Genomic DNA, 14,403 nt, shown 5'->3' on the forward strand with positions numbered 1-14,403 from the left:
AGAGAATAATCGCGTTGTGTGCGTTTAACATACTGGTTCATCACATTTTCCTCTGTGCGTGAGTAAAATGTGTCAACGCTATTCAGGACGGGTCAAGCAAAAGAAAAAGGCCGCATAAGCGGCCTTTTTTCAGGAGGGAAACAGCACTGAGTTATCAGTGATGCTCGACCGGATGGCTGTGTTCTATGTCTTCAGACTTCTTGCCGAAGCGGCGGCGAACCACCACGAAGAACACCGGAACAAAGAACAGGGCCAGCACGGTGGCGGTAATCATCCCGCCCATAACGCCGGTACCTACCGCGTTCTGTGCGCCGGAGCCTGCACCGTTACTGATAACCAACGGCAGTACCCCGAGGATGAAGGCCAGTGAGGTCATCAGGATTGGACGCAGACGCATACGTACCGCATCGAGCGTCGCTTCGATCAGACCCTTGCCCTCTTTCTCCATCAGATCCTTGGCGAATTCCACTATCAGGATGGCGTTCTTCGCCGACAGACCTATGGTGGTCAACAGCCCCACCTGGAAGTAAACGTCGTTGTTCATGCCGCGCATGGTTGCTGCCAGCAGAGCACCGATAACCCCTAGCGGAAGTACCAGCATGACCGAGAACGGAATCGACCAGCTTTCATACAGCGCTGCCAGACACAGGAATACGACCAGAATCGAAATGGCGTACAGCGCAGGCGCCTGGTTACCGGACAGACGTTCCTGATAGGACATACCGGTCCAATCGTAACCAATACCGCTCGGCAGTTTGGACGCCAGCTCTTCCATCATGTTCATCGCCTCACCGGTACTCTTACCCGGTGCCGCTTGTCCAAGAATTTCCATGGATGGCAGGCCGTTATAACGTTCCAGACGCGGAGAACCGTATTCCCATTTCGCCGTAGAGAACGCGGAGAAAGGAACCATCTGGCCAGTGCCGCCACGAACAAACCATTTATTGATATCTTCTGGCAGCATACGGAATGGCGCATCAGCCTGAACGTAGACCTTCTTCACACGACCGCGGTCGATGAAGTCGTTGACGTAGGTGCCACCCAGCGCGGTAGTCAGCGTACTGTTGATGGTGGTGATGCTCACGCCCAGCGCCTTGGCTTTCTCCTGATCGATGATCAGTTTGAACTGTGGCGTATCTTCCAGGCCGTTAGGACGCATGCCTACCAGCAGGTCCGGATGTTCGGCAGCCATGCCCAACAACTGGTTACGCGCTTCGGTCAGTTTTTCATGGCCTAAGCCACCCTGATCGATCAGTTCAAAGTCGAAACCTGTCGCAGTACCGAGTTCGATAATCGCCGGCAGGTTGAACGGGAATACCAGGCCTTCTTTAATCTGAGAGAACGCACCCATCGCGCGGCCGGCAATCGCAGGCACTTTATTGTGCTCACCGGAGCGTTCGGACCAGTCTTTCAGGCTGACGAATGACAGACCGTTGTTCTGGCCGTTACCGTTGAAGCCGAAGCCCGCTACGGTAAACACCGAGACCACGTTGTCCTTTTCCTTGGTCATGAAGTAGTCGGTGACTTCTTCCAGTACTTTAGCGGTACGCGCTTCAGTCGCACCCGCTGGCAGTTGAACCATGGTTAACAGGATGCCCTGGTCTTCTTCCGGCAGGAACGAGGACGGCAGGCGCAGGAACAACAGGCCCATGCCAACGACGATCAGCAGGTAGATCACCAGATAACGCCCGGTACTGCGCAGAATATTGGCTACGCTGTCGGTGTAGTGGTTGGTGCTCTTTTCGAACATGCGGTTAAACCAGCCGAAGAAGCCTGTTTTAATCCCATGATCGCCTTTCGGAACCGGTTTGAGCATGGTGGCGCAAAGTGCCGGCGTCAGGATCATCGCTACCAGAACCGACAGGGCCATCGCGGAAACGATGGTGATCGAGAACTGACGATAGATAGCACCGGTTGAACCACCGAAGAACGCCATTGGTACGAATACCGCTGACAGCACCATGGCGATACCGACCAACGCACCCTGGATTTGGCCCATCGATTTGCGGGTGGCTTCTTTCGGCGACAGTCCCTCTTCGGACATTACACGCTCGACGTTTTCCACCACCACGATGGCGTCATCCACCAACAGGCCTATCGCCAGCACCATACCGAACATCGTTAGGGTGTTGATCGAGAAGCCGAACGCCGCCAGGATCGCAAAGGTCCCCAGCAATACTACCGGTACCGCGATGGTTGGGATCAACGTCGCACGGAAGTTCTGCAGGAACAGGTACATGACCAGGAACACCAGCAAGATCGCCTCCATCAGCGTTTTTACTACTTCGTTGATGGAGATTTTAACGAACGGCGTGGTGTCGTACGGATAAACCACTTTCATCCCCTGCGGGAAGAAGGGTTCCATTTTGGTCAGTGCATCTTTTACGCCTTTAGCGGTGTTCAGGGCGTTGGCGCCGGTGGCCAGTTTGATCCCCAAACCTGCTGCCGGTTTACCGTTATAGCGTGCGGTTACCGCGTAGCTTTCTGCACCGCGTTCAATGTGCGCAACATCACTCAGGCGAACCTGAGAACCATCACTATTCACCTTCAGCAGAATTTTACCGAACTCTTCAGGAGAGGTCAGGCGAGTCTGCGCGATGATCGAGGCGTTCAGCTGTTGCCCCGGCACCGGTGGCATACCGCCCAGCTGCCCTGCGGCGATCTGGTTGTTTTGCTCGGTAATGGATGAGGTGACATCCGAAGTGGTCAACTGGAAATTATTCAGTTTGTTCGGATCCAGCCAGATACGCATGGCGTACTGGGCACCGAACAGCTGCACTTCACCCACGCCGGATGAACGGCTGATAGGATCTTTGATGTTGGAAGCTACGTAGTCCGCAATGTCATCCTGGGTCATGTTCGGATCGTCGGAAACGAAACCGGCCACCATCAGGAAGCTGCTGCTGGATTTTTCTACTTTCAGGCCCTGCTGCTGCACTTCTTGCGGCAGTAATGGGGTGGCCAACGACAGTTTGTTCTGGACCTGAACCTGCGCAATGTCAGGGTCGGTACCGGATTCAAACGTCAATGTAATGGTGACGCTACCAGAGGAATCGCTGGTGGAAGACATGTACATCAGATTATCGATACCGTTCATGTTCTGTTCGATAATCTGAGTGACGGTATCTTGCACCGTTTTGGCATCCGCGCCTGGATAGTTTGCGGAAATACTGACCGCCGGTGGTGCAATAGTTGGATACTGCGCAATCGGCAGTTTCATTATTGACAACACACCCGCCAACATGATGATGATGGCGATTACCCAGGCGAAAATCGGGCGATCTATAAAGAACTTAGCCATGTCTTACCGGCTCCTTTTTATGACTTCTGCGCTTCAGACTGCGGCTGCTTTTGCGCCTGAGTGTCAACTTCCTGCACTTTTACCTGAGCGCCCGGACGGACTTTCATCAAGCCGGTGACAATCACGCGGTCGCCGGCTTTCAAACCGTCGGTAACCAGCCATTTGTCGCCGATAGCCTGATCGGCCTTCAGCGTACGCAATTCAACTTTGTCGTCAGCACCTACCACCAGTGCAGTAGCATCGCCACGTGGGTTACGCGTCACACCCTGCTGCGGTACTAGCAATGCGTCGCTGCGCACACCTTCGTCCAGACGGGCGCGAACGAACATGCCCGGCAACAGCGTATCGTTCGGGTTAGGGAACACCGCACGAATGGTGATGGAACCGGTGGTTTCATCAACGGTGACGTCAGAGAATTCCAGCGTGCCTTCCTGAGCGTATTGCGCGCCGTTTTCAAGCAGCAGTTTCACTTTGGCTTTGCCGTTCTCTTGCTTCAGCGCACCGCTTGCCAGTTCTTGCTTCAGACGCAGGAAGTCGTTGCTCGACTGAGTCACGTCGACGTACATCGGATCAAGCTGCTGCACGGTAGACAGAGCGGTAGCTTGGCCGTTAGTGACCAGTGCCCCTTCGGTCACGGCAGATTTGCCGATACGGCCGGAGATTGGTGAAGTCACCTTGGTGTAAGCCAGGTTGATGCGCGCGGTTTCCACAGCGGCTTTGGCTGCCACAACAGCGGCTTCCGCCTGCTGCAGGTTGGAGACTGCGGTGTCGTAATCTTGCTTACTGATGTAACTGGTACCCAGCAATGGTTTGTAGCGGTTAACCGTCACGCGTGCGATAGACGCGCTGGCTTGGGCTTTCGCCAAATCGCCTTTAGCGCTGTCATAGGCTGCCTGATAGGTAGCAGGATCGATTTGATACAGGGAAGTACCTGCCTTGATATCGCTGCCTTCTACGAAGTTACGTTTCAGGATAATGCCGCTAACCTGAGGGCGAACTTCGGCGATACGATACGCAGCGGTACGACCAGGAAGATCGGTGGTGATGTTGAGAGGTTCTGCCTTCAATGTCACTACACCCACTTCGGGAGCCGGTGCCTGGGCGCCTTGCTGTTGGGTTTCTTTATCGTTACATCCTGTTAGCACTAAGCTGCCTGAAAGCATCAGAACTGCCGCCAGAGGCGTTAACCCTCTGTTTTTGTTCATAGAAAAACCTCAAGTGTCCGATTTCAAAATGATCAATGGATCACAAGCTTTAAAACCCATTGCTGCGTTAATTATTAGTGCGTGCTATGGTACATACATACACGAATGTATGTAAATCTCACTTCCCCGAAAAAACAACGCCATGGCACGAAAAACCAAACAGCAAGCGCAAGAAACTCGACAGCACATTCTTGACGCTGCGGTGCGAGAATTCTCTGAACGTGGCGTTTCTGCAACGTCCCTCACCGATATAGCCACCGCTGCTGGGGTGACGCGTGGCGCAATTTACTGGCACTTCAAGAATAAGGTAGACCTGTTTAACGAAGTTTGGGAGTTATCAGAGTCGAAAATAGGCGATCTCGAACTAGAGTATCAGGCAAAGTACCCTGAGAATCCACTGCGTATTTTACGCGAAATTCTAATTTATATTCTGACGGCTACGGTAGATGACGCACGCAGGCGTGCCCTGATGGAGATCGTTTTCCATAAGTGTGAATTTGTCGGTGAGATGCTCCCGTTGCAAGATGCCCGTAAAGTCCTCTATCTGGAAGGTTACGACCGTATTGAGTCCGTGCTGCGCAACAGTATGCGCCACGGCCAACTGCCGGCTGATTTACATACCCGCCGCGCTTCTATCATTCTGCGCGCCTACATTACCGGCCTGATGGAAAACTGGCTTTTTATGCCGGAAAGTTTTGATCTGAAAGCCGAGGCGGCGGTGTTGATCGACTCATTTATCGAAATGGCCCAATTCAGCCCCACCTTGCGAATAAAACCGGAGGAGGGGGAGCTGGTGGCACAGCCGTTGAGTGCAGAACATCATCATTTATAGGAGAAATACCATGTCATCCGTTGTTTTGATCGCCAATGGCGCCGCTTATGGTCACGAATCGCTGTTTAACGCGTTGCGTCTGGCGATTGCGCTGAAAGAGCAGCAGAGCGATCTCAACCTGAAACTGTTTTTGATGTCCGATGCGGTGGTCGCGGGCATTGCCGGGCAGCAGCCGCATGAAGGCTATCACCTGCAGCAAATGCTGGAAATCCTTACCGCGCAGCAGGTGCCGGTGAAATTGTGTAAAACCTGTGCCGATGCGCGCGGAGTCAGTCGGCTGCCGCTGGCGGACGGGGTGGAGATCGGAACGCTGGTGGAACTGGCACAGTGGACGTTGGCGGCGGAGAAAGTATTGACCTTCTAAGCCCGCGACATTTGTACATCACCCGCAACGCTTTTCTTATTCTTTGGCTCTCTGCGATCGTGATAATCTTTAGGCTTCTTTATTGATTCGAAGCCAAATCATGCATCGCAGGTTAGCCAAACGCCTTTTTCTGCCGCTCGTGTCGTTGTTCGGTGTGGAGTTCTCCCGCGCCTTCGCCCTGTTTTTGTTGATCGCTTTCTGTGCGGTTTGCCAACCTGCAGCCTATGCGGCACTCAATGGCGATGTGCCGTCACGCAGTGAAATACAAAGCCAGCTTGATGCGCTGAATAAGCAAAAGACGCTGACGCCGGTCAATAAACTCACGCAGCAAGACCTTACCCGAACCCTAGAACTGCTGGATGCCATCGATCGCACCAGGCAGGATGGCGCGCAGCTTAAGCAACAGCTGCAGCTGGCACCGGGCAAATTGCGCCAGGTCACCGACGATCTGGCGGCGCTCAAAACGCCGGTCGACAGTGCGGCCGCCCGGGCCGAACTGCTGCAGCTTTCCCTGCGCCAATTGGAAACCCGGCTTTACCAGACGCTCGATGACCTGCAGACGGCGCAGGAAAACCTGTCCACCTATAACAGCCAGCTGGTTTCGCTACAGACTCAACCGGAACGGGTGCAGAGCAGCATGTATACCGCGTCTCAGCGGCTGCAGGAAATTCGTAACCAGATCAACGATCAGACGCCGGGACAAAACTCGTTGCGTGACAGCCAACTGGTGATGCTGGCCACCGAGCAAACGCTGCTCAACGCGCAGATAGATCTGCAACGCAAAAGTCTGGAAGCCAACACTACCCTGCAAGATTTGCTGCAGAAGCAGCGCGATTATACGACCGGGCATATCGATGCGCTCGACCACAACGTGCAACTGTTGCAAGAAGTGGTCAACAGCAAGCGCCTGACGCTGTCGGAAAAAACCGCCAAAGAGGCGCAGAATCCGGAAGACGCTACGGATATCCAGCACGACCAGTTGGTCAGCAAAGAGCTGGACGTTAACCGCCAGCTCAGCCAGCGGCTGATTGCCGCCACGGAAGAGAGCAACGTACTGTTCCAGCAGAATATTCGGGTGAAGAACTGGCTGGATCGCGGCCTGCAGGCGGAGCGTAATCTCAAGGAGCAGATCCAGGTGCTGAAAGGCAGTCTGGTGCTGTCGCGCATTCTGTATCAGCAGCAACAAAGCCTGCCGCAGGGCACGTTGGTGGCGGATATGGGCACGCGTATTGCCGATCTGCGCCTGGAACAGTTTGATATCAACCAGCAGCGCGACGACCTGTTCAAGGGTGACGATTACATCAACAAACTGGTCGCCGACAGCAAAGAAAAAGCCAGCGCCGACGTGCTGGATGCTCTGAATGAAATCGTCGATATGCGCCGTGAACTGTTGGATCAGTTAAACAAACAGCTCAGTAATCAGTTGGCACAATCGATCAGCCTGCAGATCAACCAACAGCAGTTAACCAGCGTTAACAGCTCGCTGCGCGATACCCTGACTCAGCAGATTTTCTGGGTAAACAGCAACAAACCGGTCGATCTGGCGTGGCTGAAAGCTTTGCCAGGGGCGGTTAGAGATCAACTGGCTGCGCTCGATTTCAAAGTCGACTTTGGCAAAATACTGCAGGGCGGACTGAATTCACTGGTCATGCTGATCCCGCTGCTGTTGCTGATCGGCCTGTTGCGCTGGCGTTACAAGCTGATAGACACCCACTTGCAGAAACTGGCCAATGACGTGGGGCAGTTAAAGCGTGATAGCCAGATGCACACCCCCAGGGCCATTGTGTTGACTCTGCTGAAGGTCCTGCCCGGTTCGGCATTGCTGTTGGGGGTGGGGTTCTGGTGTTACCGTGCAGAAATCGGTCTCAGTGACTTTCTCTGGGCGTTGTCGCAACAGTTGGCGCTGTTCTGGCTGATATTCGGCTTTACCTACCGCACGCTGGCACCTGGCGGCATCTGCGAACGGCATTTCAACTTCGCCGCCGAGCTTTGTGCGCATTATCGTCGTCAGACGGTGCGCCTTGGGCTGGCGCTGTTACCGCTGATTTTCTGGTCGGTGCTGGGCGAGAAAGCACCACTGCGGTTGGTGGAAGACGTTATCGGCCAGGTGGTGGTGATGTTGACGTTGGCACTGCTGGCAGTGCTGGTGTTTCCGTTGTGCCGCGACAGCTGGCGTGAAAAGGGCTCGCACGCGGTAAGGCTGATCATTGTCACCGCCATTGCCGCTACGCCGCTGATCCTGCTGGGGCTGATGTTCGCCGGCTATTTCTATACCACGTTGCGGTTAGCCGGCCGCTGGATCGACAGCCTGTATCTGTTCTTCCTGTGGAATATCGTCTATCTGACCGCCATTCGCGGGCTGAGCGTCGCGGCGCGCCGTCTGGCTTACCGCCGCGCGATAGCTCGTCGTCAGAGCCTGGCGAAGGAGAAAGAGGGGGCTGAAGGGGTTGAACCGGTTGAGGAGCCGCCTTTGGCGCTCGATCAGATCAACCAGCAGTCGCTGCGGCTGACCACCATGGTGCTGTTTATTATCTTCGCCAGCGCCCTGTATGGCATTTGGTCAGATTTGGTGACGGTCATTTCGTACCTGGACAGCATTACGCTGTGGCATTACACCACCACTGTCGCCGGCAGCAGCGTGGCGCAGGCGGTGACGCTGGGCAACATGATGGTAGCGATAGCGGCGGTGATTGTCGCTTACGTGATGACGCGCAACCTGCCCGGTCTGCTGGAAGTGGTGGTGCTGTCGCGGCTGCAACTGCGGCAGGGGACGTCTTACGCCGTCACCACCATACTCACCTACCTGATCACCACTGTGGGCGCGGTCACTGCACTGGGCTCGCTGGGTGTTTCCTGGGATAAATTGCAGTGGTTGGCCGCCGGTTTGACCGTCGGGTTGGGCTTCGGGCTGCAGGAGATTTTCGCCAACTTTGTTTCCGGCCTGATCATCCTGTTCGAACGGCCGATCCGTATCGGCGACACCATTACTATTGGCACTTTCTCCGGTTCGGTCAGCAAAATCCGCATTCGTGCCACCACCATCACTGACTTTGACCGCAAAGAGGTGATCATTCCGAATAAGGCATTTGTGACCGAACGCCTGATCAACTGGTCGCTGTCGGACACCATCACCCGCGTTTTAATCAAGGTAGGGGTGGCCTACGGCTCCGATTTGGATAAGGTGAAAGCGGTGCTGCTCAAGGCGGCGCATGATAACCCACGCGTGATGAGCGATCCGGAGCCGCAGGTGTTCTTCCTGAATTTCGGTGCCAGCACGCTGGATCATGAACTGCGCCTTTACGTGCGTGAGCTACGCGACCGCAGCTATACCGTTGACGAACTGAATCGCTCTATCGAACGCCTGTGTCGCGAAAACGACATCAACATTGCTTTCAACCAGCTCGAGGTCTATTTGCACAATCAGCAGGGCAACGAGGTGCAGGAAGTAAAACGGACGCTATCGTCGGATAAGGACGGCTCATCGGTAGGGGAGTAGAACGAGGATCCTGGGTTCAGCGCAGGCTGAACCCTTTTCACTGCCCGACGGGCAGATATGGGGAGGTAACGCCGTTGCGCTGCAGCTTTTCCTGGTAGTCACGTTTGACAATATCCAGCGCCGCCAGCGCGGTGGCGGGATCGATCTCATTGCATTCCAGCAGGTAAATCAGATCTACCGCCAGTTGCAATTCTGGTGAGGCATTTTCTAGAGACATAAAACCCACGTTTTAATTGAGATGAATGATACTTCGTTCGGCTGAGTATAGTGAACAAGCCCGATTGGGGGGAATAATCATTAAAATATTGTGATAAATCTTCAAAAACCGTTTTCTTTACGTTCAATACTGCGCTCAATGCGCGTCAGCGCTTGACGGCAACGCGTCAGTCGGCCTTCTAACGCAGCCAGCTCATGTTGAAGCTTTTGCTGTGCCGCCAGCGTCGTCTGCCTTCCCAGCAGGCTTTCCCGATCCTGAATCATTGCAATGATCCGACGTTCATAATCCTGATGTTCGGCCAGCTTGTGATACAGATCGACCGCTGCCACCTCTTTGGGCTGATTCTTACGGCGCAGCGTCTGGGTTGCCAGCTCGCGTTGCAGGGCGGTGAGCTGTGCCAGCAACTTTTCAGCCAGAAAGGCCACCTGAGTGGTGCGATTGTCGTTGGCCGCCGTCTGCAACTGGGCGAAGTTCTTTTGCACTTCGGCCAGATAATCGCGCAGTCGTGTACCGCGGTTAGAAAACAGCGCAGTATCGAAGCGTGCCTGAGGGATCGGCGCGTCGCCGCGGGGCGTGATCTCGCTGGCCAATACCTTGATTTGTTGTTCTAACGCTTCTAAAAGACGCTGGGTGCTCACGTCGGCTCCATTGGGGTGTTAGTGGGCTCAGCTTGCCCGCGATCGCGTCGTGAAACAAGCGCCGTGCATATATTCCGCCCGTTGCGGCTGGTGGCACGGGGGAAGGCGGTGATAAAGTAACGCCAGACAGGTTGATGGACAAGGGCTCGCATGACGCGTTGGTTATTGATTATCCTCGGTTGGTTGGCGGTGGTGTTGGCGACGTTGGGCGTGGTATTACCACTGCTGCCGACGACGCCGTTTCTGCTGTTGGCCGCCTGGTGCTTCGCCCGTTCGTCACCACGCTTCCACAGTTGGCTATTGTACCGCTCCTGGTTCGGGCCTTATCTGCGCCATTGGCAGCAGCATCGCGCCTTACCGCCAGGGGCTAAATGGAAGGCGGTGGTGGTGATTGTGCTGACATTCGCACTTTCGTTGTGGCTAGTGAAAATCTGGTGGGTGCGTGGAGTGCTGTTGCTGATGCTGGCTATTTTGCTGACCTTCATGTTGCGCTTGCCGGTTGTTGACTTATCGCAACAAAAACAGCGCTGATTGTGGCCTATGATATTCAATAGCTTTCAGGCTGCGTTTTGAAAGATGCAGGGGAAAGTTGCATTTGTCCGTCAGTTTGCATAGATTTGGGCGTTTTCGTGCGCGGGTGGCCTCCCATTCCCTGTTTATGCCGGGATCGGGTTCCAGACGATCGGCGCGCAAGTCATCAGGCAGTTTTATCAGGCAATAATTATGACCGCTACTGCACAGCAGCTTCAGTTTATTAAAGACAGTATCAAAACCATTCCGGATTACCCTAAGCCGGGCATACTGTTCCGTGACGTCACCAGCCTGCTGGAAAACCCGCTGGCTTATGCTGCCAGCATCGAATTGCTGGTTGAGCGCTTTCGCGAAGCGGGCGTGACCAAAGTGGTTGGCACCGAAGCGCGTGGTTTCCTGTTTGGCGCACCGGTAGCATTGGCGCTGGGCGTAGGTTTTGTTCCGGTGCGTAAACCGGGTAAGCTGCCGCGCGCGACGCTCAGCGAAAGCTATGAGCTGGAATACGGTACTGACCAACTGGAAATACACACCGATGCCATCAGTGCCGGTGATAAAGTGCTGGTGGTGGACGATCTGCTGGCAACCGGTGGCACCATCGAAGCCACCGCAAAACTGATCCGCCGTCTGGGCGGTGAAGTTAAAGACGCTGCTTTCATCATTAACCTGCCGGATCTCGGCGGTGAAGCGCGTTTGAACTCACTGGGTATTGAATGCTACTGCCTGGTGAACTTCGCCGGCCACTGATCTGCATTACCACAACGGCCTCGCGGATCGCCGCGGGGCTGTGTTAGCATGACCCTCCAGATTACTCGACTTTTCCGGTATTAATGAGCTATCAGGTTCTTGCCCGTAAGTGGCGCCCTCAAACGTTTGCAGATGTTGTCGGACAGGAACATGTCCTGACTGCGCTGGCTAACGGCCTCTCGCTGGGGCGGATTCATCACGCCTATCTGTTCTCGGGCACGCGCGGCGTGGGTAAAACCACCATTGCGCGCTTGCTGGCCAAAGGCCTGAACTGTGAAACCGGCATCACCGCCACGCCGTGCGGTCAATGCGACAACTGCCGCGAGATTGAGCAGGGGCGCTTTGTTGATCTGATCGAGATCGACGCCGCGTCCAGAACCAAGGTGGAAGATACCCGCGATCTGCTGGATAACGTCCAGTACGCACCCGCCCGCGGCCGCTTCAAGGTTTACCTGATTGACGAAGTGCACATGCTCTCGCGTCACAGCTTCAATGCGCTGTTGAAAACGCTGGAAGAGCCGCCTTCTCACGTCAAATTCCTGCTGGCGACGACCGATCCGCAAAAGCTGCCGGTCACTATCCTGTCGCGCTGCCTGCAATTTCATCTTAAGGCTCTGGATGTCGAGCAGATCCGCAACCAGTTGGAAACGGTTCTGCAGGCAGAACAAATCACCAGCGACCAGCGCGCGCTGCAGCTGATAGCACGTGCTGCCGACGGCAGTATGCGTGACGCGTTGAGCCTCACCGACCAGGCTATCGCGATGGGGCAAGGGCAGGTGACCACCACCACCGTCAGCCAAATGCTCGGTACGTTGGACGACGAACAGCCGTTGGCAATCCTCGAAGCGCTGGTGAGCGCTGATGGCGAAAAGGTGATGGCGCAGGTCGCGCAAGCCGCTTCACGCGGTGTTGACTGGGAAAACCTGCTGATCGAAACGCTGGCCTTGCTACACCGGATCGCGATGGTGCAGTTACTGCCATCGGTACTGGACAATCATTACGCCGCCATTGAACAGCGGCTGCGTGAGCTGGCGCGTACTTTGCCGCCGACGGACGTACAGCTTTATTACCAAACCCTGCTGGTCGGCCGTAAAGAGCTGGCCTTTGCCCCGGATCGCCGTATGGGGGTTGAGATGACCCTGCTGCGTGCGCTGGCATTTCACCCGAAAGCGGTGATCCCTGAGCCGGTGGCGATGGTGCAAACCGCACCGGCGCAGATGGCGCAACCGCAGGCTCAGCAGGTGGCTCAGCCACCACAGTTTCAGGACGCGCCACCGCCGTTAGGCCAGGTTGCGCCACAGAATAATCAGCAGGCTAATTTACCGGATGCCACAGCACAATTATTAAAGGCGCGCACCCAGCTGTTGCGGCAGGGAGCATCCACACCAAAAAAGAGTGAACCGGCGGCGCCAGGAAAAGCGCGGCCGGCAAACTCAGCACTGGAGCGGTTGGCTTCCGTGACTGAGCGCAGCCAGCAGCGCCAGGCGGAAAAACTTGTTCAGCAAAAACCGGCCAAGCCGGAAGCTTATCGCTGGCGTGCACAGACCGAGCCCGAGGCAGAGCCGGAACCGCTGGCGACGCCAAAAGCGCTGCGCACGGCTCTTGAGCATGAAAAAACGCCCGAACTGTCAGCCAAGCTGGTGGTGGAGTCGCTGGAACGCGATGCCTGGGCGGCAGAAATCGATAAGCTGAAAATTCCAAAACTGGTGCAGCAACTGGCGTTGAACGCGGTTAAAGAAGTGCTGGAACCAGGTAAAATTTGTCTCCATCTGCGGTCGTCGCAGCGCCATCTGAACTCGCCTTCGGCGCAGAAGGTGTTGACCGATGCACTCACCGAGCTGTACGGCAGTCCGGTTGAACTGACCGTGGTGGAAGACGATAATCCGGCGGAGCGGACTCCGCTGGAGTGGCGCCAAGCCATTTATGAAGAAAAACTGGCGCAGGCGCGCCAGTCGATCGTTGCGGATACCAATATCCAAACGCTGCGCCGGTTCTTCGACGCAGACCTGGATGAAGAGAGTATTCGCCCCATTTAAACGCCGCGTAAAGTGCGCGGCCCTAGCGACGAGAGACGACTATGTTTGGTAAAGGCGGTCTGGGCAACCTGATGAAGCAAGCCCAGCAAATGCAAGAAAAAATGCAGCAGATGCAGGAAGAAGTCGCCAAATTGGAAGTGACTGGCGAATCTGGCGCCGGTCTGGTGAAAGTCACCATCAACGGTGCGCACAACTGCCGTCGTGTGGAGATCGATCAGAGTCTGATGGAAGACGACAAAGACATGCTGGAAGATCTGATCGCCGCTGCGATTAACGATGCTGCGCGCCGTATCGACGAAACCCAGAAAGAGAAGATGGCGTCTGTATCCAGCGGCATGCAACTGCCACCTGGCTTTAAGATGCCGTTCTAATGCAGACCAGCCCGCTCCTTGAAACACTGATGGAGGCGTTGCGCTGCCTGCCGGGCGTTGGCCCGAAGTCGGCGCAGCGTATGGCGTTCCAGCTGTTGCAGCGCGATCGCAGTGGTGGGATGCGTCTGGCGCAGGCGCTGACCCGCGCCATGTCAGAGATTGGCCACTGTGCCGATTGCCGTACGTTCACCGAGCAGGACGTTTGCACCATCTGCGCCAATCCGCGCCGTCAGCAAAACGGCCAGATCTGCGTGGTGGAAAGCCCGGCGGATATTCACGCCATCGAGCAGACCGGCCAGTTTGCCGGACGTTACTTTGTGCTGATGGGCCATCTGTCGCCGATGGACGGCATTGGGCCCGGTGATATCGGTCTGGATCGGCTGGAGCAACGGCTGGAAAAAGAAAGCATCACTGAAGTGATCCTGGCCACCAACCCGACGGTGGAAGGTGAGGCAACCGCCAACTATATCGCCGAGATGTGCGGCCAGTATGGCGTGGTCGCCAGCCGCATAGCCCACGGCGTGCCGGTGGGCGGTGAACTGGAAATGGTCGACGGTACCACGTTGTCGCATTCATTGGCCGGTCGTCACGTTATCAAGTTTTGATGTTTTCCTCTGATGGGGCTATTTGGCCCCGTCAGCTATCTGCAAAAATTTCCCGCCAGCCGC

The 14,403-nt window shown here is 55.6% G+C and carries 12 protein-coding genes and 1 other annotated feature; of the genes, 8 read left to right on the top strand and 4 right to left on the bottom strand.

The genetic code is table 11. From position 1 onward, the window contains the following. Positions 1–154 precede the first annotated feature (154 nt). Entirely contained in the window at positions 155–3,301 is a 3,147-nt protein-coding gene (gene sdeY / locus M2407_RS00005; protein ID WP_259216460.1) for a multidrug efflux RND transporter permease subunit SdeY, read from the bottom strand. 17 nt (positions 3,302–3,318) lie between these two features. Beyond that, complete coding sequence (sdeX, locus tag M2407_RS00010) at positions 3,319–4,506, bottom strand: multidrug efflux RND transporter periplasmic adaptor subunit SdeX (RefSeq protein ID WP_020825524.1); 1,188 nt, start codon at positions 4,504–4,506, stop codon at positions 3,319–3,321. Positions 4,507–4,648: 142 nt separating this feature from the next. Between sdeX and acrR the strand changes: the two genes are divergently transcribed. From acrR to mscK, 3 genes are all read left to right on the top strand, one after another. Continuing rightward, on the top strand, positions 4,649–5,338 hold the full coding sequence (gene acrR / locus M2407_RS00015; RefSeq protein ID WP_197820158.1) for a multidrug efflux transporter transcriptional repressor AcrR: 690 nt from the start codon (positions 4,649–4,651) through the stop codon (positions 5,336–5,338). A 10-nt stretch (positions 5,339–5,348) separates the two neighbouring features. Further along, positions 5,349–5,702 carry a DsrE/DsrF/TusD sulfur relay family protein gene (locus M2407_RS00020; RefSeq protein ID WP_020825526.1) on the top strand — a complete coding sequence of 118 codons (354 nt, stop codon included), beginning with the start codon at positions 5,349–5,351 and terminating at the stop codon, positions 5,700–5,702. 100 nt (positions 5,703–5,802) lie between these two features. Next, the gene (gene mscK / locus M2407_RS00025; protein ID WP_128864429.1) at positions 5,803–9,198 is read left to right on the top strand and encodes a mechanosensitive channel MscK; all 3,396 of its coding nucleotides are present in this window, start codon (positions 5,803–5,805) and stop codon (positions 9,196–9,198) included. A 37-nt stretch (positions 9,199–9,235) separates the two neighbouring features. On the opposite strand, the gene rsmS is transcribed toward mscK, so the two are convergent. Beyond that, a complete protein-coding gene (rsmS, locus tag M2407_RS00030; RefSeq protein ID WP_020825528.1) occupies positions 9,236–9,415 on the bottom strand; it encodes a pleiotropic regulatory protein RsmS in 180 nt (59 codons plus the stop codon). Between the two features lie 101 nt (positions 9,416–9,516). Further along, the gene (gene priC, locus M2407_RS00035; RefSeq protein ID WP_020825529.1) at positions 9,517–10,053 is read right to left on the bottom strand and encodes a primosomal replication protein PriC; all 537 of its coding nucleotides are present in this window, start codon (positions 10,051–10,053) and stop codon (positions 9,517–9,519) included. A gap of 150 nt (positions 10,054–10,203) precedes the next feature. Between priC and M2407_RS00040 the strand changes: the two genes are divergently transcribed. From M2407_RS00040 to recR, 5 genes are all read left to right on the top strand, one after another. Then, positions 10,204–10,584 (top strand): DUF454 family protein, encoded by a 381-nt coding sequence (locus M2407_RS00040; RefSeq protein ID WP_020825530.1) that lies wholly within the window; start codon positions 10,204–10,206, stop codon positions 10,582–10,584. Positions 10,585–10,776: 192 nt separating this feature from the next. After that, positions 10,777–11,328 carry an adenine phosphoribosyltransferase gene (gene apt / locus M2407_RS00045; RefSeq protein WP_020825531.1) on the top strand — a complete coding sequence of 184 codons (552 nt, stop codon included), beginning with the start codon at positions 10,777–10,779 and terminating at the stop codon, positions 11,326–11,328. An 83-nt stretch (positions 11,329–11,411) separates the two neighbouring features. After that, the gene (gene dnaX, locus M2407_RS00050) at positions 11,412–13,364 is read left to right on the top strand and encodes a DNA polymerase III subunit gamma/tau (RefSeq protein ID WP_046374335.1); all 1,953 of its coding nucleotides are present in this window, start codon (positions 11,412–11,414) and stop codon (positions 13,362–13,364) included. Beyond that, positions 12,697–12,761 (top strand) — a sequence feature (DnaX frameshifting element). Its footprint overlaps the gene before it by 65 nt. A 41-nt stretch (positions 13,365–13,405) precedes the next feature. Further along, complete coding sequence (locus M2407_RS00055) at positions 13,406–13,735, top strand: YbaB/EbfC family nucleoid-associated protein (protein ID WP_020825533.1); 330 nt, start codon at positions 13,406–13,408, stop codon at positions 13,733–13,735. Beyond that, positions 13,735–14,340: a recombination mediator RecR gene (recR, locus tag M2407_RS00060; protein ID WP_020825534.1), complete on the top strand. Its 606-nt coding sequence runs from the start codon at positions 13,735–13,737 to the stop codon at positions 14,338–14,340. Before M2407_RS00055 ends, recR begins: the two co-directional genes overlap by 1 nt. Positions 14,341–14,403: the final 63 nt, after the last annotated feature.

Source organism: Serratia sp. BIGb0234, assembly GCF_024809915.1.
GTDB lineage: Bacteria > Pseudomonadota > Gammaproteobacteria > Enterobacterales > Enterobacteriaceae > Serratia > Serratia liquefaciens.

Excerpts from the sequence above, each read along its gene's own strand:
- sdeY (WP_259216460.1), bottom strand. The coding sequence starts at position 3,301 with ATGGCTAAGTTCTTTATAGATCGCCCGATTTTCGCCTGGGTAATCGCC.
- sdeX (WP_020825524.1), bottom strand. The coding sequence starts at position 4,506 with ATGAACAAAAACAGAGGGTTAACGCCTCTGGCGGCAGTTCTGATGCTT.
- acrR (WP_197820158.1), top strand. The coding sequence starts at position 4,649 with ATGGCACGAAAAACCAAACAGCAAGCGCAAGAAACTCGACAGCACATT.
- M2407_RS00020 (WP_020825526.1), top strand. The coding sequence starts at position 5,349 with ATGTCATCCGTTGTTTTGATCGCCAATGGCGCCGCTTATGGTCACGAA.
- mscK (WP_128864429.1), top strand. The coding sequence starts at position 5,803 with ATGCATCGCAGGTTAGCCAAACGCCTTTTTCTGCCGCTCGTGTCGTTG.
- rsmS (WP_020825528.1), bottom strand. The coding sequence starts at position 9,415 with ATGTCTCTAGAAAATGCCTCACCAGAATTGCAACTGGCGGTAGATCTG.
- M2407_RS00040 (WP_020825530.1), top strand. The coding sequence starts at position 10,204 with ATGACGCGTTGGTTATTGATTATCCTCGGTTGGTTGGCGGTGGTGTTG.
- apt (WP_020825531.1), top strand. The coding sequence starts at position 10,777 with ATGACCGCTACTGCACAGCAGCTTCAGTTTATTAAAGACAGTATCAAA.
- dnaX (WP_046374335.1), top strand. The coding sequence starts at position 11,412 with ATGAGCTATCAGGTTCTTGCCCGTAAGTGGCGCCCTCAAACGTTTGCA.
- M2407_RS00055 (WP_020825533.1), top strand. The coding sequence starts at position 13,406 with ATGTTTGGTAAAGGCGGTCTGGGCAACCTGATGAAGCAAGCCCAGCAA.
- recR (WP_020825534.1), top strand. The coding sequence starts at position 13,735 with ATGCAGACCAGCCCGCTCCTTGAAACACTGATGGAGGCGTTGCGCTGC.